The organism is Saccharothrix sp. DSM 118769 (genome assembly GCF_052936295.1).
This window is the reverse complement of the sequence record NZ_CP193627.1, coordinates 7344336-7361935: the sequence shown is the minus strand read 5'-3', so window position 1 is coordinate 7361935 and position 17600 is coordinate 7344336. Positions and strand designations below refer to the sequence as shown.

Below are 17600 nucleotides of genomic sequence, written 5' to 3'. Positions count from 1 at the left end.
TCCGGCGTTACGCGACCACGTGGGTGCGCGGTCAGGCGGGCACGCTCCAGGCGGGCGACACCTCGTTGAACCCCGCCCAGTGCCGCACATCGAACCCGTCCGGCCCGGTCCGCCCGCCCAGCGCGATGCGCTTGTCGCGCACCGCCTCGACGGTCCGCGCCGCCTGCCGGTCGAGCAGGTCGTCGATCGCGTCGTCGTCCAGGCCCTCGATCTCGTCCCAGAACGTCATCACCCGGTTGACGTAGAGCGCCACCAGGTGGTCGCGCGCCTGCTCGAACCGCCCGGCCGACACCGCGGCCAGCGCGTCGGCCAGGACGTGCGGCCACTCCTCGGTGGTCACCCGCAGGCCCCACGGCGCGGCCGGCACCGAGCCCGCCGACGGGAACAGCGACCGCACGTCGCCCCGGTGCACGTCCAGGTAGCGGGCGACCGACTCGGACACCCGCGACACCACCGCCGGGTCCTGGGGCACCGCCGCGCCGTCCACCGCGGCCCGCGCCGACGCCTTCGCGACCACCTGCTCCCGCACCCCGTCGGTGCGCAGCACGACGTGGAACAGCGAGTCCAGCACCTGCTGCGGCAGCCGCAGGATCTTCGGGAACGGCGAGTTGTGCAGCTTGCGCCCCAGCGGCACCTCCACCACCCGCATCCGCTCGCGCAGCGCGTTGGCGGTCAGCCAGACGTCGATGCCGTACAGGTAGGCGCTGTCGGGGCGCGGCCACGTGCGGGCCCGTTCCAGGAACGCCCGGTTGAACGCGAACTCGCCCCCGATGGGCTGCTGCACGTGCACGCCGAACACGGCCGCCAGCAGCGGGCTGGCCAGGTGGTTGGTGGTGTTCGCCTCGAAGCGGTTGCGCCGGTACGCGGGCACGGCCAGCACCGGGTCGTCGCCCTCGACCGCGTCGGCCAGCGACGGGATCCACCGGGGTTCGGTGGACCGCACGTCCGCGTCGAGCAGCAGCAACCGGTCGGCGTCCAGCTCCAGCGCCCGGTCCATGATCGCGAACACGTTGGTGCCCTTGCCCGTGCCCTCGCCGCTGGAGCTGGCGACGACCTTGCGCGCTCTGAGGGGCGTCTCCGCGAAGCGCTGCACGGTGCCGTCGGTGCTGCCGTTCTCGGCGAGCACCACGACGTTGGTCCCCTCCGGGAACGCCGCGTGCAGGCCCGCGTCGGCGGCCTGCGCCACCGCGCCGACGGTGCGCGCCTCGTCGCGGGCCGGGAGCCCGACGACGGTGACTTGACTCCGGTTCGCCATGAGACCGAATGCTTGGTGGCCCGGGTTACGGGAACACGGCGACGGCGTAACAGATCGCAGGGTGTTTGCCGTGGACTCGGCGTCGGGAGGCCCCCGGCGGGGCGGTGACGTGCCCGTGGCGGACGGTGACGTGCTCGTGGTGGGGCCGGGGCGCGCGCGGAGGAGACGCGCGCCCCGGCCGGGGGTCCACCGGCCCGGGTGACACCCGGTGGTGGTGGGTCAACGCGGCCGGGCCCGCCGTCCGGTGCGGACGAGCGGGCGGACGTTGGACCTGGTGCGCACGACGGGCGCGTGCGTCGGGACCGGCAGCGGCTGGGACTCCTGCTGCTGCCGGGGCAGGTCGGTCGCGTGCTCCGGGGGCGGCTCGGGCCGGTCGCCGGGCTCCGGCCGCCCGGCGGGCCGCTCGAACCGGGTGGGCTCGACGACGTCGTGCCGCGACCGCTCGTAGGACCCGCGCTCGTAGCCGGCCTCCTCGTGGGAGCGGGTGTCGTAGCCCGCGGCGCCGGCGAACCGGGTGCCCTCCACCCGGGGCACCCCGACCTGCGGCACCCCGACCTGCGGTACCCCGACCTGCGGTACCCCGACCCGGGCCCCTTCGCGGCGGGCCACCTCCAGCAGCGCGCCCTCCATCCTGGCGGCCTCCAACCGGGCCGTCTCGTAGGCGTTGGCCACGGCCTCGTAGGACGGCGGAGGGGCGCCCGTGCCCGCCGGTCCCGTGCCGACCCGGTCCGACTCGTACCGCAGCCACTCGACCCGCGCCGGGGCCGGGTGACCGACCGCCGGCGGGGGCGGCGGAGCGGGAAGAGGCGGGGCGGGGAGCGGCGGCGGGGCGGGGAGCGGCGGGGGAGCAGGGGCCGGCGCGGGTTCCTCGAACCGCGCCGGCCTCTCCTCGTACCGACCGGGCAACGGCTCCCGCACCGGCTCGGCCAGTCGCTCGGGTGGCGCGAGGTGCTGCGGCGGCCGGCGCTGCGGACCCGCCGCCGCGACCCGGTTCTGCCGCCACAGCTCCGTCGACAGCTTGATCATCGCCGTGGGCGCGTCCAGCCCGACCATGCCGACCAGGCGCCCGTCGTCGACGAACCCGGTGATGGTCCGGTGGTCCTTCTGCGACCCGGCCAGCGTCGTGGTGTCCTTGCCCATCGCGGGCAGCCCGGACCCCTGGATGCGCATCCCGTACTGCTCGGTCCAGAAGCGGGGGACGGGGGTGAACGGCCGCGAGTTCTGCCTGCCCGCCAACAGGTTCTCCGCGGCCGCCCGCCCCATCTCCACCGCGTTGAGCCAGTGCTCGACCCGACGCGGTTGGCCTCCGAACCGGAGGTTGGGCCACCGCGCGACGTCACCCGCGGCCACGACGTCGGCCGCGCCGACCACGTGGCACGTGGGGTCGCACAGCACCCCGTCCTCCAGCACCAGACCCGACCCGCGCAGCCAGTGGATCGACGGGGACGCCCCCACCGCGATCACCACGACCGCGGCGAAGAACACCTGCCCGTCGGAGAGGTGGATCGCCACCCCGCCCGCCTGGCGCACCCAGTGCCGGATCTTCACGCCCATCGCCATCCGCACGCCCCGGACGCGGTGCGCCTCGGTGACGGTGTCGGCGATGTTCTTCCCGACCGCGCTGCCCAGCAGCGTGGACGACCTGCTGACGATGGCCACGTCGCGGCCCATCATCTTCACCGAGGCGGCCATCTCGCAGCCGATCAGGCCGCCGCCGATGACCACGACCAGCCCCTGCGTGGAGTTGATCGCCTGCTTGATCGCGATCGCGTCGTCCACCGTGCGCAGCACGTGGATGCGCGCGTCCTGGCGCGGCGCGCCCGCGAGGTGGCGCGGCTCGACACCGGTCGCGATGACCAGCCCGTCGTACTTCAGCTCCTCGCCGCCGGGCAGCCCCACGACGTGCCGGTCCGGCTCCAGGTGGGTGGCGGCCGTGCCCAGCCGCCACACCGCGTTCAGCTCGCGGCTGATCGTCAACCGCAGGTCGGAGGCCGTCAGCTCGCCGTTGATGGCCTCCTTGGACAGCGCCGGCCGGTGGTAGGGCAGGTGCCGCTCGGCGCTCACGATGACGATCTCGCCGCGGAAACCCAGCTCCCGCAGGCGTTCGCCCGCGCGCAGGCCGGCCAGGCCGCCGCCCGCGATGACCACGCGTTCCTCGTTCTTCACCGCACACGCTCCCGCAGTTCGATCGCGCGCATGGGGCAGGCGCGCGCGGCGGCTCGCGCCTTGGCGAACAGCTCCGGTGGGGGCCTGCGCTCGTAGCGCAGGCGCTCGTCGTCGAGGAGCTGGAACAGGCCGGGCGCCTCGGCCTGGCAGATCCCGTAGCGGTGGCAGCGCTCGTTGTCGACGCTGATGTCGAGCGCGCTGCCGCCCGCGCCGTCCGGTTCGGGTTCGAAGCCCGGCTCCGGCTCCAGCATGCCCAGCTTCACCAGCAGGTCCGGCGGCAGGAAGCGGGCGACGGCGATGGTGACCGTGGGGATGAGGATCGTGAGGCCGGCCAGCCACAGCACGGCGAGGTTGCCGTTGGCGACGGCGCCGAACCAGGAGTGGACCACGGTGAGCGTGACGGCCGCGTAGGCGACCTGGTGCAGCCGCAACCACTTGCGGTAGTAGACCTTCTTGCGCAGGCCCGCGGTGAACGCGATGGCCAGCATCAGCTCCAGGCCGACGACGCCCAGGGCGTGCCGCAGCAGGCCGCCGTCGACGAACGGCAGCACGAGCTTGACGTAGGAGAACGCGCCCAGCTTGAGCAGCGTGAACGCGAACGCGTGCAGGGAACCGAACGCCAGGGCCAGCGTCGCCAGCACCATGTGGCTGTTGCGCAGCCCCTGTCTGCCGGTGATCTTGTTGGCCCAGCCGGTCGCGATCAGGACGCCCCAGCACAGGGTGGCGCACATGAACGCGTAGGCCAGGCGCGCCGAGATCTGCGCGACGTGGCGCACCCCGGCGTCGTGGTCGCCGCCGGTCGCCTGGGCGATCAGCAGCGGAACCTGGGAGAACACGGGACGTTACCTCCGAGATGGCGGGAGAGAACTCGCAGGTGGTGGGAGGTCGGGCCGACCCGCCCGGACGGTCGCGCAGGAGTGGTCACGTCCGCCGGGCGGGTTCGGGTGTGGCAGCTCCCCGTGGGGGGAGTTCGCGCTGGTGCGGTCGCCGGGTCCGGCCACCACCTCCTCTCACTTGACGTTGCCGCGGGGCCTGAGCAGGCGCAGGAGCCCGATCGTCACCGCCACACCCACCAGGCAGATCAACAGGACGGTCAGGGGGGTCGGCCCGGTCCGCGCGGTCACCTGGGCGGCGCGCACCGGGTCGGCGTCCACCGGCTGCCCGGCGGCGTTGCGCGCGCCGGCGGCCACCGGTTTGGACAGTCCCTCCTCGGTGACCATGTTGGTGCTCTCCAACAGGGTCATGTGCTTGAGCACGATCTGGTTGCAGACCTGCGCGAACTGCCGGATGGCCTCGTTGCGGGTGTTCGCGCGCACCGTGCTGACGACCGGGAAGATCGCGCCGTGCGCGGCCCGCAGCCGGTTGGCGAACGAGTCGTCGAACGCCGCGCCGGTGCGCGAGCGCATCTCGGCCATCCAGGACTGCTGGTCGGCGTTGGCCTCGTCCGGCAGCTCGACGCCCATCTGCGACGCCAGGCGCACCACCCGTTCGTCGAGGAACCCGTGGTCGCTCATGAGCTGCGCGCCGACCTCCTTGACCCGGGTGCTGGCGGCGCGTTCCTGAGCCTCCTCGCCCATGGGCATCTCCCACAGGCCGGCGAGCCGCACCTTCACCAGCAGTTCCTTGTCCAGCGCGGTGATCGGGCCGAGCGGGGTCTGCTCCACCGGGCCCGCGTCGACCGGGTCGTCGGCGAGCGACACACCGGTGAACGCGGGCAGGAGCAGCAGGTGCAGGGCCAGCAGGACCGCCGCGATTCGCTTGGCTGACATCGGTTTCTCGTCCTGGGTTCGCCGTGGGGGAGTGGTCGCCGTCGGGGGGTTCCGGTCGCAACGGGGGCTAGTAGCCGTCGCCGGTGCCCGGCTGCGCGGGGGCGGCGCCGTCGTCGGCCTGCGCCTTCCGGCCCTCCGGCGTCACCGCGAACCACGTGCCACCCTTGCCCTGCCCGGTCAGGTCGCCGGCCTCCTTGTCACCCGCGTACCGGTACAGGGGCCACCCCGCGAGCGTCACCTGCTTCTTCCCGTCCGCGCGGGCCACCGAACCCACCAGCGTCGGGTCCACACCGGAGGTCATGGTGTGGTCGCTCACCAGCACCGGGGGCCACGTCTCCAGGCACGCGGCGTCGCAGTTGGACTTCGGCGGTTTCGCGGTGTCCCGGTCGAAGCGGTACAGGGCGAAACCGGCCGCGTCCGAGACGAACCAGCCCACCTGCCGCGACTCGGTCGCCGACAGCATCTGGTGCGGTTCCTTGCCGAAATCCGGGGTTTGCCGGAGAGTCGTCGTGCCGGAGTCGGCGCCCGCCGCGCCGCCCTGGCCGCCACCGGCGCTGACACCGGTCGCGCCACAGGCGCTGACCAGCATCAACGCCGCGGCTGCCGGAACCAGCAGCAACGCCTTTCGGGTACGTCGACCGCGCATCGTTGGTCCTTTCTCCTGCTGGCGGTTCCGCCGGGAGGACCAGGACCGGGGGTGTCGAGGTCCTCGTCATCGGAGCGGATACCGAGAAGTACGGACACGATGCGGACACGGTTCACGAACAAACCGACCACTTTTTTTGCCGCCAAACCCTCGACGCGGCCCGGGTCGGCGCGCTTGGATGCACGGCGTGGCGCGGCACAGACGCAGCACTTCCCCCCAAAGAGATCAGCCCTGGCCGGAACTGAGCCTGGAAGACGAGCTGATCCGCAGGCTCTACCAGGAGTTCGGCAGTGCGCTGCTCGGACACGCCATGAGGCTGACCGGCAGCGACCGGCAGTGGGCAGAGGACATCGTCCAGGAGACGCTCGTGCGGGCGTGGCGCAACGCCGAGAAGCTGGAGCGGGACCCGGTCCTGCTGCGCTCCTGGCTGTTCACCGTCGCCCGGCGACTGGTCATCGACGACCGTCGAAAGCGGAGCGTCCGACCGCAGGAGTCGGAGTTGACGCCGTCCGATGAGGCCCCGGTGCGGGACGAGGCGGACCGCACCCTGGCGGCGATAGTCGTGGCCGAAGCGATGAACGGACTGACGGAGGAGCACCGGGAGGCTATTCTCGAAACGTACTTGAGGGATCGCACTGTCGGGGAAGCCGCAGCGGTGCTCGGGGTACCGCCCGGCACGGTGAAGTCCAGGGTGTACTACGCGCTCCGCGCCCTGCGGCGTGCTTTGCAGGATCGGGGCTGACGCAGGTGAATTCGCCTACGGACCACATCGACGTGGCGGCTTACGTCCTCGGCATCCTCGACGAGGACGAGGTCGACGCCTTCGAGAACCACCTCGCCCAGTGCCGTCGATGTGCGCTCGACCTGCGCGATTTCGCCGAACTGCCCGACCTGATCGACGAGGCCGACGCCAACGGCATGCTGCGCGCCAACACGGGGGAGCGACCCGACGGCCGCTCGGTGCGCGCGATGATCGACGAGGTCTCGGAACAACGGGCGCGCAAGCGCCGCAACGCGGTGCTGCTGGCCGCCGCCGCCGCCGTGCTGCTCGTCGTGCTGACCGCGGTCGTCTCGGTGAGCGTCACCGCGCCGTCCGACTCGGTCGCCACCCCCACCGACTCGTCCCGGGTGCCCTCACCGTCCAACGCGGCGAAGGACGCCCCCGCACCCGACCCGGCGGGCACCCTCACCCGCACCGACCAGGCCACCGGGGTCTCCGCGAAGATCACCGCGCTCCCCGAGCAGTGGGGCACCTCCCTGGAGCTGGAGGTCAAGGGGGCCAAGGGCCCCACCCGCTGCGAGCTGGTCGCCAAGTCGCGGACCGGCGAGAGCATGGTCCTCGGCTCGTGGCTCGTCGGCTCGGCGAACGCCGACGCCCAGCCCGTGCGGCTCCAGGCCGCCGTTGGCCTGCGGTGGCACGACATCACCGAGTTCTCGGTGCGCGACACCGCGGGGGGCGCGACCCTGGTCCGCCTCCCCGTCTCCTGACCCACCCCTGCCACCCGAATTCCCCTGCTGTTCGAACCCCTGCTACCCGGACCCGCACGACCCGGACCCCGCACGACCCGGTCCCACGACCGGCCCCGCGGCGCGGCGGGTCCGCACCACCGTTCTAGACCCGGCGCACCGGCACGGCGTTGACTCCCGCACGGGAGGCGGCGCCGTGCCGTCGCGTGCACGAGGAGGTCGTGGTGCAGGTCGGATTCATCGGGCTGGGGATCATGGGGCAGCCGATGGCCCTCAACCTCGCCCGCGCCGGGACGCCGCTGGTGGTGTGGAACCGGTCGCCGCACCGGTGCGGGCCGCTGCGGGACGCCGGCGCGGACGTCGCGGGCTCGGTGGCCGAGGTGTTCGAGCGGGCCGGGGTGGTGATCCTCATGCTCGCCGGCGAGGCGGCCATCGACGACGCGCTGGGCCGGGGCGGTCCCGGGTTCGCGCGGCTCGTCGCCGGGCGCACCGTCGTGCACATGGGCACCACGTCACCGGGGTTCTCGCACGCCCTGGAGACCGACGTGCGCGCCGCGGGCGGCCACTACGTGGAGGCCCCGGTGTCCGGGTCGCGCGGCCCCGCCGAGGCCGGTGAGCTGATCGCCATGCTCGCGGGCGAGCCGGGGGCCGTCGCGCGGGTGCGGGAGGTCGTCGCGCCGATGTGCGCGCGGGTCGTCGAGTGCGGCGAGGCGCCGAAGGCGCTGGTGATGAAGCTGGCCGTCAACCTCTTCCTGATCACCATGACGACGGGGCTGGCCGAGGCGTTCCACTTCGCCGAGCGGCAGGGCCTGGACCTCGACGTGTTCACCGGCGTGCTGGACGAGGGCCCGATGGCGAGCCGGGTGTCGCGGGCCAAGACCGCGAAGCTCCTCGCCGGCGACCTCGACGCGCAGGCCGCGGCGCGGGACGTGCTGACGAACAACGAGCTGATCGCCGCCGCCGCCAGGTCGGCCCGGATCGCCTCGCCGCTGCTGGACGTGTGCCTGGAGCTGTTCACCCGCACCGTGGAGCAGGGGCGCGGCGCGGACGACATGGCCGCCGTCGTGCACGCGATCCGCGAGCGCTCAGATGCGGCGCAGGCCGGCCAGGACGCGTTCCATCAGGTCCAGTGACGGCCTGCCCTTCTCGTCGACCGCCTCCTCGGCGTGCACGTTGATCAGGCTCATGCCCGACATGTCCGCCAGCAGCACGCGGACCACGCCGAGCGGCAGCCGCAGCGTCGCCGCCACCTCCGCCACCGAGTGCGGCAGGCGGCACAGGTCGCTGATGATCCGGTGCTCCGCGGTCGACGTGAGGGCGTCGCGGCCGGCGCGCTCGTTGGTCGTCACGATCGCCTCGATGGCCAACGCCGTCGCGGCGTGCGTACGGCCGCCGGTCCTGGTGTAGGGGCGCACCCGGAGGGTCGACACACCAGCTCCTCAACGGTCGGTCGTTGATCACGGTCGCACGCGGTCAGGGTCGCTGACGACGGTAGACCCTAGGCGGCGATCAACGCTCCTGTCTCGGCTTTCCCGTCATGTGGGAGGAATACCGGGCCGTTTTGACGGTGCGTGCCGGGTTGTGCGCCGGGCGTTTCTGAACCCTTCCGCACGCGTCGGATGATCGGCCCGGTGGGCTGCTCCCGCATGCCGTTCCCGCCGGCTCGCCTGGGACGGTCGTCCCAGGCGTCCGTCGGGGGTTACCCGATGGGTGTCGGATTCGCGATCACGTTGACCTCGCAGAACACGTGGGGGATGTGTCCTGGTGATGAGCCCACCACCGAGCGGCTTGTGGCCGAACGCGACGCTAGTGACGGGTGGAGCGCTCCCACAACGGTTGTTGACCAAGGTTTGAGGTTGGCCGGGCGACGGTCACGCACCCCGTTCCAGCACGCCCTCCGCCTCCCGCACCGGACCGGCACCCGGCACCGGACCGGCACCCCGCACCGGACCGGCACCCCGCACCGCGTCCGCCCCCGGCGCCAAGGCCTCCTCCGCCGCTTGGGCCTCGCCCAGCTTCAGGGCCTCCTCCAGCAGCGCCTCGACGATCCCGGCCTCGGGCACCGTGCGCACCACCTCGCCGCGCACGAAGATCTGCCCCTTGCCGTTGCCCGACGACACGCCCAGGTCGGCCTCCCTGGCCTCGCCGGGACCGTTGACCACGCACCCCATCACCGCGACCCGCAGGGGCAGCGGGAAGCCCTCGAACGCGGCGGTGACCTCCTCGGCGAGCCGGTAGACGTCCACCTGGGCCCGGCCGCACGACGGGCACGACACGATCTCCAGCTTGCGCGGGCGCAGCCCCAGCGACGCCAGGATCTGCCCGCCGACCTTCACCTCCTCCACCGGCGGCGCGGACAGCGACACCCGGATCGTGTCCCCGATGCCCTCCGACAGCAGCACGCCGAACGCCACCGCCGACTTCACCGTGCCCTGCACCAGCGGCCCCGCCTCGGTCACGCCCAGGTGCAGCGGGTAGTCGCACGCCCGCGCCAGCTGCCGGTAGGCGTTCACCACGGTCATCGGGTCGTGGTGCTTGACCGAGATCTTGATGTCGGTGAACCCGTGCTCCTCGAACAGCGAGCACTCCCACAGCGCCGACTCGACCAGCGCCTCCGGCGTGGCGCCGCCGTGCTTCTCGTACAGCCGCGGGTCCAGCGAGCCCGCGTTCACCCCGATCCGGATCGGCACGCCCGCCGCGCCCGCCGCCCGCGCGATCTCGCCGACCCGGTCGTCGAACCGGCGGATGTTGCCCGGGTTGACCCGCACCGCCGCGCACCCGGCGTCGATGGCGGCGAACACGTACCTCGGCTGGAAGTGGATGTCGGCGACGACCGGGATCGGCGACTTGCGCGCGATGGCGGGCAGCGCGTCGGCGTCGTCCTGCGACGGCACGGCGACCCGCACGATCTCGCAGCCCGCCGCGGTCAGCTCGGCGATCTGCCGCAGCGTCGCCTCCACGTCGGCGGTCGGCGTCGTCGTCATCGACTGCACGCTCACCGGCGCGCCACCGCCCACCGCCACGCCGCCCACGTCGAGCCGGCGGGACAGCCGGCGCCTGCGGACGGGCGGTTCCAGGCGGAGGGTGGTCAACTGTGCTCCTTCAGTCGTTTCAGGACGGACGTGGCGATGCCCGCCGCGTCCAGGCCGTGCGCGCGCAGGATCTCCTCGCGCGAGCCGTGCGGGAGGAAGTTCGCGGGCAGCGCGAACGTGCCGACGCGGGTGGGCGCGCCGAGCACGGCCACCGCCTGCGCCAGCCGGCCGCCCAGCGCGCCGGTGGTCGTGGTGTCCTCCACGGCCAGCACCAGCCGGTGCGCGGCGGCGAGCTTGACCAGCTCCGGGTCCAGCGGCGCGATCCAGCGCGGGTCGACCACGGTCACCGGCACGCCGTGCCCGGCCAGCTCCTCGGCCGCCGCCAGGCACGGGCCCGCCATCGCGCCGACCGCGACCAGCAGGCCGACCGCGTCGGGTTCCTCGCGCAGCACGTCGCAGCGGCCCGTGCGGCGCAGCGCGGGGACGTCGCCAGCCGCCTTCGCCTTCGGGTAGCGGACCGCGGTCGGGCCGTCGTGCACGTCCACCGCCTCCCGCAGCGCCTCGCGCAGCCGCGCCGGGTCGCGGGGCGCCGCCAGCCGCAGGCCCGGCACGACCGGCAGCACGGAGGCGTCCCACATGCCGTGGTGGCTCGGCCCGTCCGGCCCGGTCACCCCGGCGCGGTCGAGCACGAACGTCACCGGCAGCCGGTGCAGCGCCACGTCCAGCAGCACCTGGTCGAACGCGCGGGACAGGAACGTCGAGTACACCGCGACCACCGGGTGCATCCCGCCCAGCGCCAGCCCCGCCGCCGAGGTCACCGCGTGCTGCTCGGCGATGCCCACGTCGAACACCCGCTCCGGGAAGCGGCCCGCGAACCCGTCCAGGCCCGTCGGGCCGCGCATGGCGGCGGTCACGCACACCACGTCCGCGCGGTCCTCGCCGATGCGGGTGATCTCGTCGGCGAACACGTCCGTCCACGTCGCGGCCGGTGCGGACCCGGCGGGCGACCCGGCGGGCGACACGGCGTGGAAGTGGTCGGCCAGGTCCTGCTCGGCGGGCCGGTGCCCCTCGCCCTTGCGGGTCAGGCAGTGCACCACGACCGGGCGGTCCAGCCGGGCACCCTGGCGCAGCGCGCGTTCCACGGCGGCCACGTCGTGCCCGTCGACCGGGCCGACGTAGGCCAGGCCCAGCTCCTCGAACAGCGACGGCCGCCGACCCCGGCGCAGGTCCGCCAGGTGCGCGGCCAGGCCCCCGGTCGTCGGCGCGTAGGAGCGGCCGTTGTCGTTGAGCAGCACCACGACCGGGTGCCGCGCGTCCGCGAGGTTGTTGAGCGCCTCCCACGCCATGCCGCCGGTCAGCGCGCCGTCGCCGACGAGCGCCACCACCCGGCGCGCGGAACCCCTGAGCCGCATCGCCTTCGCCAGCCCGTCCGCGTAGGACAGCGCGGTGGAGGCGTGCGAGTTCTCGATGACGTCGTGCGGCGACTCGGCCGCCGACGGGTAGCCCGACAGGCCGCCCGCGCGGCGCAGCGCCACGAACTCGGCGGCCCGCCCGGTGAGCACCTTGTGCACGTACGACTGGTGGCCGGTGTCGAACAGCAGCACGTCGTGCGGCGAGTCGAACACCCGGTGCAGGGCGATCGTCAGCTCCACCACGCCCAGGTTCGGGCCCAGGTGCCCGCCCGCGCGCGTCACGTGCTCGACCAGGTGGTCGCGGATCTCCTCCGCCAGGGCCGGCAGCGCCTCGGCGGGCAGCGCCCGCACGTCGGCCGGGCCCGTGATGCCGCCCAGGAGCGTCATCGCCGCCTCACCGCCGCCGGCAGCGTGAACTGGATGGTCTCCGAGGTGGTCTCGCGCACCCGCACGTCCCGCGCGCCCAGCGCCTCGACCACCTCGTCCACCAGGCGCGGCGGCGCGGAGGCGCCCGCGCTCAGGCCCACCACCCGCACGCCCTCCAGCCACGCCGGGTCGATGTCGGACACGTCGTCGATCAGGTGCGCGGGGGTGCCCGAGCGGCGGGCCAGCTCCACCAGCCGCACCGAGTTCGACGAGTTCGCCGAGCCCACCACGAGCACCAGGTCCGCGTCCCGCGCCACCTCGCGCACCGCCTCCTGCCGGTTCGTCGTGGCGTAGCAGATGTCGGCCGACGCCGGTCCCCGCAACGCCGGGAACCTGGCCCGCAGCGCGTCGAGCACCTCGGTCGTCTCGTCCACGGCGAGCGTGGTCTGCGTCAGGTACGACACCCGCGTCGGGTCCGGCACCTCCAGCGCCGCCACGTCCTCGACGGTCTCCACCAGCACCGTCCGGTCGGGCGCCTCGCCGAGCGTGCCCTCGACCTCCTCGTGCCCGGCGTGCCCGATGAGCACCACCGTGTCGCCGCGCGCGGCGTACCGCTTCGCCTCGGCGTGCACCTTCGTGACCAGCGGGCACGTCGCGTCGACCACGTCCAGGTTGCGGCGCGCGGCCTCCTCCCGCACCGCGGGCGACACCCCGTGCGCGGAGAACACCACCGTGGCGCCGTCCGGCACGGCGTCCAGCTCGTCGACGAACACCGCGCCGCGCGCCTCCAGCTCGGCCACCACGTGCGTGTTGTGCACGATCTGCTTGCGCACGTGCACCGGCCCGCCGCGCTGGTCGAGGAGTCGGTCGACGATGTCGACGGCCCGTTCGACCCCGGCGCAGAACGACCGCGGTGAGGCGAGCAGCACAACGGGAAGGGCCATGCGGACGCTCCTCGGGTAGACGCGACTGCGAACGCACGACCCGGGGGTCGCGAACGCATGACTCGCGGGTCGCGAACGCATGACTCGCGGGCGTCCCGCGAGTCCTGCGCTCATGACCGGTGTGTCATGCGCTCATGACCGGTGTGTCCTGCGCTCGGGCTCGGTGAGTCCTGCGTTGGGGGTGGGTGAGTCCCGCGTTCGGGGGGATGGTCAGTGGGTGCGCTGGGTGGCCAGGCGGGCCACTGCGTCCAGCTCGCGCGCCGCCCGGTCGGACGGCTGCGCGGCGCGCAGGTGCACGCGGGCCTGGGCGAGCAGGTCGTCGGCGCGCCCCTGGCTCCACGCCCGCGCGCCGCACACCTCCACCAGGTGGGCGGCACGGCCCAGGTCGGCGACGGTCAGCTGCCGGTTCGCGCGGTACAGCTCGTCCAGCTCGCGCGCGGCCGGGGTGCCGGAGGTGAGGGCGGCCACGACGGGCAGCGACTTCTTGCGGTTCTGGAGGTCCGAGTAGACCGGCTTGCCGGTCACCGCCGGGTCGCCCCAGATGCCCAGCAGGTCGTCGACGAACTGGAACGCCAGCCCCAGCTTCTCGCCGAACGACCGCAGGTGCCCCACCTGCTCGGCCGTGCCGCCGCCGTACAGCGCGCCCACCGCGCACGACGCGCCCAGCAGCGCCCCGGTCTTGCCCTCGGCCATCCGCACGCACTCCGCGAGCAGCACGTCACCGCGCTCCTCGAACGCCAGGTCGGCGCACTGCCCCTCCAGCAGCGCCTGCACCGCCGCGGACAGCACGCGGATCGCCTGCGGCGCCGCCGGGTGCCCGCTGCCCGCCAGCACGTCCAGCGCCGCGGTGAGCAGCGCGTCGCCGGCGAGGATCGCCGGGTTGATCCCGAACACGCTCCACGCGGTGGGCCGGTGCCGCCGCGTCACGTCGCCGTCCATCACGTCGTCGTGCAGCAGCGAGAAGTTGTGCACCAGCTCCGCCGCCACCGCGGCGGGCATCGCGTCGTCCGCCGAGCCGCCCACGGCCTGCGCGCCCAGCAGCGCCAGCGCGGGCCGGATCGCCTTGCCCGGGTCGGCGTCGGCGGACCTGCCGCGCTCGTCCCACCAGCCGAAGTGGTAGCCCGCGATCAGCCGCATCGACTCCGGCAGCCGCTCCACGGCGGCCCTCAGCGCCGGGTCCACCTCGGCACGGCTCCAGCTCAGCACCTCGCGCGCGGACCGCGCGGGGCTCACGTCCAGGTCGGTCATGGCCACAACTCCTGTTCTGGGGGACGGCCCGCGGCGCGGGCGGGGGAGGCAGGCGCCGCCGGCCGGGCGCGGTGGCCCGGCCGGCGGCGTCCCCGCACGCTACGGGCGGCCGATCTCCGCGTGCTCCAGCACGCCCAGCGCGTCCGGCACCAGCACGGCGACCGAGTAGTAGGCGCTGACCAGGTAGGAGACGATCGCCTTCTCGCTGATGCCCATGAACCGGGCGTTCAGGCTCGGCTGCACCTCGTCCGGGATGCCGGGCTGGTGCAGGCCGATCACGCCGTTGTCCTGCTCGCCCACCCGCATCGCGATGATCGAGCTGGTGTGGCGGTCGGAGATGGGGATCTTGTCCGACGGCAGGATCGGGATGCCCCGCCACGTCGTCACGCGCGTGCCGTCCACGTCGGTCGTGCCGGGGTAGAGGCCGCGCTTGTTGCACTCCCGGCCGAACGCCGCGATGGTGCGCGGGTGGGCCAGCATGAACGCGGTCTTGCGGCGGCGCGACACCAGTTCGTCCAGGTCGTCCGGGGTGGGCGGCCCGCCGCGGGTGTGGATGCGCTGCTTGAGGTCGACGTTGTGCAGCAGCCCGATGCGCCGGTTGTTGATCATCTCGTGCTCCTGCCGCTCGCGCAGGGCCTCGATGGTCAGCCGCAGCTGCTGCTCGGTCTGGTTCATCGGGTGGTTGTAGAGGTCGGAGACGCGGCTGTGCACGCGCAGCACGGTCTGGGCGACCTCCAGCTCGTACTCCCGGGGCGCCAGCTCGTAGTCCACGAACGTCGCCGGCAGGTCCGGTTCGCCGTCGTGGCCCGAGGCGATCTCGATGGCCGCCTCGCCGTGCTTGTTCTGCGGCTTGCCGCCGAGGCGCACGACCTCCGCGAGGTGCGCGCGCAGCGCGTCGCCGCGCCCGTTGAGCTGGAGCACCTGCCGCCGCGCGAGCACCAGGGCGATCACCGGGGTGACGGCCTTGACGGTGAAGTCCCACACCGCCTCGGCGCCCGCGAGCACCTCGTCGCCGAAGTGGTCGCCGCCGGCCATCGTGTCGAGCACGCTCTGGTCGCCGTACTCGCCGCGCCCGATCTTGTTGACCTTGCCGTGCGCGATGAGGAAGACCTCGTCGGCCGCCCGGCCCTCCTCGACGACGACGTCGCCGGGCTGGTACTCGCGCTGCTCGAACCGGTCGGCCAGCGCGGACAGCACCTCCTCGTCGTCGAAGTCGCGCAGCAGCGGCAGCTCGCGCAGCTCCTGCGGGATGACGCGGATGTCCGCGCCGGTGCTGGTGAACGTCACCCGCCCGTCGCCCAGCGAGTAGGTGAGGCGGCGGTTGACGCGGTAGGTGCCCGCCTGGGTGCTCACCCAGGGCAGCTTGCGCAGCAGCCAGCGGGGCGAGATGCCCTGCATCTGCGGCGTGGACTTGGTGGTGCTGGCCAGGTTGCGGGCGGCGGCGGTGCCCAGGCTCTGCCGCTGGTGCTCGGCCTCCTCGGGCACGAGGCCGGGGTCGATCACGGTCACGTCGGATGTCCGATCTCGTCAGGGGGAGGGAGGGGCGGTGCGGTTCAGTCCTCGCGGCCGATCTCGACGTGCTCCAGCACGCCCACGGCGTCCGGCACGAGGATCGCGGTCGAGTAGTAGGCGCTGACGAGGTAGGAGATGATCGCCTTCTCGCTGACGCCCATGAACCGCACGTTGAGGCCCGGCTGGTACTCGTCGGGCAGTCCGGTCTGGTGCAGGCCGATGACGCCCTGGTTCTCCTCGCCGGCGCGCAGCAGCATGATCGAGCTGGTGCGGGTCCTGGAGACCTCGATCTTGCTGCACGGCAGGATCGGCACACCGCGCCAGGCGGGCATGTGGTGGCCGTTGAGGTCGACGGTGGACGGGTAGATGCCGCGCTTGCTGCACTCGCGGCCGAACGCGGCGATGACCCGCGGGTGGGCCAGGAACGCGGTGGGCTCCTTCCACACGGTGCCGAGGAGCTCGTCCATGTCGTCGGGGGTGGGCGGGCCGCTGCGGGTGTGGATGCGCTGCTTGAGGTCGGCGCTGTGCAGCAGGCCGAAGTCGCGGTTGTTGACCATCTCGTACTCCTGGCGCTCGCGCAGCGCCTCGATGGTCAGCCGCAGCTGCTGCTCGACCTGGTCCATGGGGTGGTTGTAGAGGTCGGCGACGCGGCTGTGCACCCGCAGCACGGTCTGCGCGACGCTCAGCTCCAGCTCGCGCGGCGCCAGCTCGTAGTCGACGTAGGTGCCGGGCAGGTCGGGTTCGCCCTCGTGGCCCGAGGCGATGTCGATCTCGGCCTCGCCGTGGGCGTTCTGCCGGGCTCCCGCGCCGGCGGCGAAGGCGCGCTGGATGTGCGCGCGCAGCCCGCCCGCCTCGCCGTTGAGCCGCTCGAAGACGTCCCAGGGCAGGGTGAGCGCGATGACCGGCGTGACGGCCTTGACGGTGAAGCCCCACTCGCCCTGGGGTCCGGCGAGGACCTGGTCGCCGAAGTAGTCGCCGTCGGCGTGCACGCCCAGCACGGTCTGGTCGCCGTACTCGCCGCGGCCGATCCGGTTGACCTTGCCGTGGGCGATCAGGAACAGCGCGTCCTGCGGGCGGCCCTCCTCCACGAGCACGTCGCCCGGCTGGTACTCGTGCTGCTCGAAGCGGGCGGCGAGGGCGGTGAGCGCGGCCACGTCGTCGAACTTCCGCAGCAGCGGCAGCTCGGTGAGCTCCTGCGGGACGACCCGGACGTCCGCGCCGGTGTTGGTGAACGTCAGCCTGCCGTCGCCGATGGCGTAGCTGAGCCTGCGGTTGACCCGGAAGGCGCCGCCCTTCGCCTCCACCCAGGGCAGGAGCTTCAGCAACCACCGCGAGGTGATCCCCTGCATCTGGGGCACGGACTTGGTCGTCGTCGCGAGGTTCCGCGCTGCCGCCGTGCCAAGGCTCAGCCGGGGTCGCTCGAGGTCCGCGTCCGAATCGGTCACAGTCACCACGTACACCGCCAATCGGATTTCCTTCATTGGGCCGGACTGACGGTAGTGAGCGCGAATGCAGTAGGGGAAGCGGCTGATGTGGGGACCCCCCGGAGGGGTATCAGGGGGTGTTTCGCGCACGTTCGGTGCATGTATTCCGCACAGCAAGTAATAATGGGTGAATCTGTCCGACAAATGGGAACTGATTCGCCCTGACGTGGAATGTTTGACTCGTTTGTCGTAACGTTCTCCACCCTGTGGTGGAGTTGACAGACCTGCTGGTGGCCGTGTCAGTGGTCATTTCGCACTTGTGCGGTCTGAAGTCCAGTCTTGTGCGTGTACCCCGATGG

15 protein-coding genes are annotated in these 17600 nt (G+C 73.1%); 3 read left to right on the top strand and 12 right to left on the bottom strand.

Translation table 11 applies throughout. From position 1 onward, the window contains the following. Nucleotides 1–31 precede the first annotated feature (31 nt). The 5 genes from ACRAKJ_RS30660 to ACRAKJ_RS30640 form a co-directional block, all read right to left on the bottom strand. A complete protein-coding gene (locus tag ACRAKJ_RS30660) occupies nt 32–1255 on the bottom strand; it encodes a family 2 glycosyl transferase (RefSeq protein ID WP_438921545.1) in 1224 nt (407 codons plus the stop codon). Nucleotides 1256–1474: 219 nt separating this feature from the next. Further along, complete coding sequence (locus ACRAKJ_RS30655; RefSeq protein WP_438921544.1) at nt 1475–3421, bottom strand: FAD-dependent oxidoreductase; 1947 nt, start codon at nt 3419–3421, stop codon at nt 1475–1477. Continuing rightward, entirely contained in the window at nt 3418–4257 is an 840-nt protein-coding gene (locus ACRAKJ_RS30650; RefSeq protein WP_438921543.1) for a ferric reductase-like transmembrane domain-containing protein, read from the bottom strand. The genes ACRAKJ_RS30655 and ACRAKJ_RS30650 overlap by 4 nt, the downstream gene beginning before the upstream one ends. Before the next feature lie 174 nt (nt 4258–4431). Further along, entirely contained in the window at nt 4432–5190 is a 759-nt protein-coding gene (locus ACRAKJ_RS30645) for a DUF4142 domain-containing protein (RefSeq protein WP_438921542.1), read from the bottom strand. Between the two features lie 67 nt (nt 5191–5257). After that, complete coding sequence (locus ACRAKJ_RS30640) at nt 5258–5836, bottom strand: hypothetical protein (protein WP_438921541.1); 579 nt, start codon at nt 5834–5836, stop codon at nt 5258–5260. Nucleotides 5837–6014: 178 nt separating this feature from the next. On the opposite strand from ACRAKJ_RS30640, the gene ACRAKJ_RS30635 reads away from it, so the two are divergent. From ACRAKJ_RS30635 to ACRAKJ_RS30625, 3 genes are all read left to right on the top strand, one after another. Then, entirely contained in the window at nt 6015–6578 is a 564-nt protein-coding gene (locus tag ACRAKJ_RS30635) for a sigma-70 family RNA polymerase sigma factor (protein ID WP_438921540.1), read from the top strand. Between the two features lie 32 nt (nt 6579–6610). Then, nucleotides 6611–7324: a zf-HC2 domain-containing protein gene (locus tag ACRAKJ_RS30630; protein WP_438921539.1), complete on the top strand. Its 714-nt coding sequence runs from the start codon at nt 6611–6613 to the stop codon at nt 7322–7324. 200 nt (nt 7325–7524) lie between these two features. After that, entirely contained in the window at nt 7525–8436 is a 912-nt protein-coding gene (locus ACRAKJ_RS30625; RefSeq protein ID WP_447008760.1) for an NAD(P)-dependent oxidoreductase, read from the top strand. Here ACRAKJ_RS30625 and ACRAKJ_RS30620 read toward each other — a convergent pair. The 7 genes from ACRAKJ_RS30620 to ACRAKJ_RS30590 all read right to left on the bottom strand — a co-directional run bounded on the left by ACRAKJ_RS30620 (nt 8389) and on the right by ACRAKJ_RS30590 (nt 17298). After that, nucleotides 8389–8733, bottom strand: coding sequence for a DUF742 domain-containing protein (locus ACRAKJ_RS30620; protein WP_438921537.1), 345 nt, complete (start codon nt 8731–8733; stop codon nt 8389–8391). The genes ACRAKJ_RS30625 and ACRAKJ_RS30620 overlap by 48 nt on opposite strands. A 441-nt stretch (nt 8734–9174) precedes the next feature. Beyond that, a complete protein-coding gene (gene ispG, locus ACRAKJ_RS30615) occupies nt 9175–10395 on the bottom strand; it encodes a flavodoxin-dependent (E)-4-hydroxy-3-methylbut-2-enyl-diphosphate synthase (protein ID WP_438921536.1) in 1221 nt (406 codons plus the stop codon). Continuing rightward, a complete protein-coding gene (locus ACRAKJ_RS30610; protein WP_438921535.1) occupies nt 10392–12134 on the bottom strand; it encodes a 1-deoxy-D-xylulose-5-phosphate synthase in 1743 nt (580 codons plus the stop codon). The genes ispG and ACRAKJ_RS30610 overlap by 4 nt, the downstream gene beginning before the upstream one ends. After that, nucleotides 12131–13057: a 4-hydroxy-3-methylbut-2-enyl diphosphate reductase gene (ispH, locus tag ACRAKJ_RS30605; protein WP_438921534.1), complete on the bottom strand. Its 927-nt coding sequence runs from the start codon at nt 13055–13057 to the stop codon at nt 12131–12133. Before ispH ends, ACRAKJ_RS30610 begins: the two co-directional genes overlap by 4 nt. A gap of 210 nt (nt 13058–13267) precedes the next feature. Beyond that, nucleotides 13268–14305, bottom strand: coding sequence for a family 2 encapsulin nanocompartment cargo protein polyprenyl transferase (locus ACRAKJ_RS30600; RefSeq protein ID WP_438921533.1), 1038 nt, complete (start codon nt 14303–14305; stop codon nt 13268–13270). Nucleotides 14306–14404: 99 nt separating this feature from the next. Next, nucleotides 14405–15814 carry a family 2B encapsulin nanocompartment shell protein gene (locus tag ACRAKJ_RS30595; RefSeq protein WP_447008759.1) on the bottom strand — a complete coding sequence of 470 codons (1410 nt, stop codon included), beginning with the start codon at nt 15812–15814 and terminating at the stop codon, nt 14405–14407. A gap of 44 nt (nt 15815–15858) precedes the next feature. Next, complete coding sequence (locus ACRAKJ_RS30590; protein ID WP_438926001.1) at nt 15859–17298, bottom strand: family 2B encapsulin nanocompartment shell protein; 1440 nt, start codon at nt 17296–17298, stop codon at nt 15859–15861. Between the last annotated feature and the right edge of the window lie 302 nt (nt 17299–17600).

Coding starts and splice junctions, on each gene's coding strand:
- ACRAKJ_RS30635 (WP_438921540.1), top strand. CDS start 6,015: ATGCACGGCGTGGCGCGGCACAGACGCAGCACTTCCCCCCAAAGAGAT.
- ispH (WP_438921534.1), bottom strand. CDS start 13,057: ATGGCCCTTCCCGTTGTGCTGCTCGCCTCACCGCGGTCGTTCTGCGCC.
- ACRAKJ_RS30660 (WP_438921545.1), bottom strand. CDS start 1,255: ATGGCGAACCGGAGTCAAGTCACCGTCGTCGGGCTCCCGGCCCGCGAC.
- ACRAKJ_RS30590 (WP_438926001.1), bottom strand. CDS start 17,298: ATGAAGGAAATCCGATTGGCGGTGTACGTGGTGACTGTGACCGATTCG.
- ACRAKJ_RS30645 (WP_438921542.1), bottom strand. CDS start 5,190: ATGTCAGCCAAGCGAATCGCGGCGGTCCTGCTGGCCCTGCACCTGCTG.
- ACRAKJ_RS30600 (WP_438921533.1), bottom strand. CDS start 14,305: ATGACCGACCTGGACGTGAGCCCCGCGCGGTCCGCGCGCGAGGTGCTG.
- ACRAKJ_RS30610 (WP_438921535.1), bottom strand. CDS start 12,134: ATGACGCTCCTGGGCGGCATCACGGGCCCGGCCGACGTGCGGGCGCTG.
- ACRAKJ_RS30640 (WP_438921541.1), bottom strand. CDS start 5,836: ATGCGCGGTCGACGTACCCGAAAGGCGTTGCTGCTGGTTCCGGCAGCC.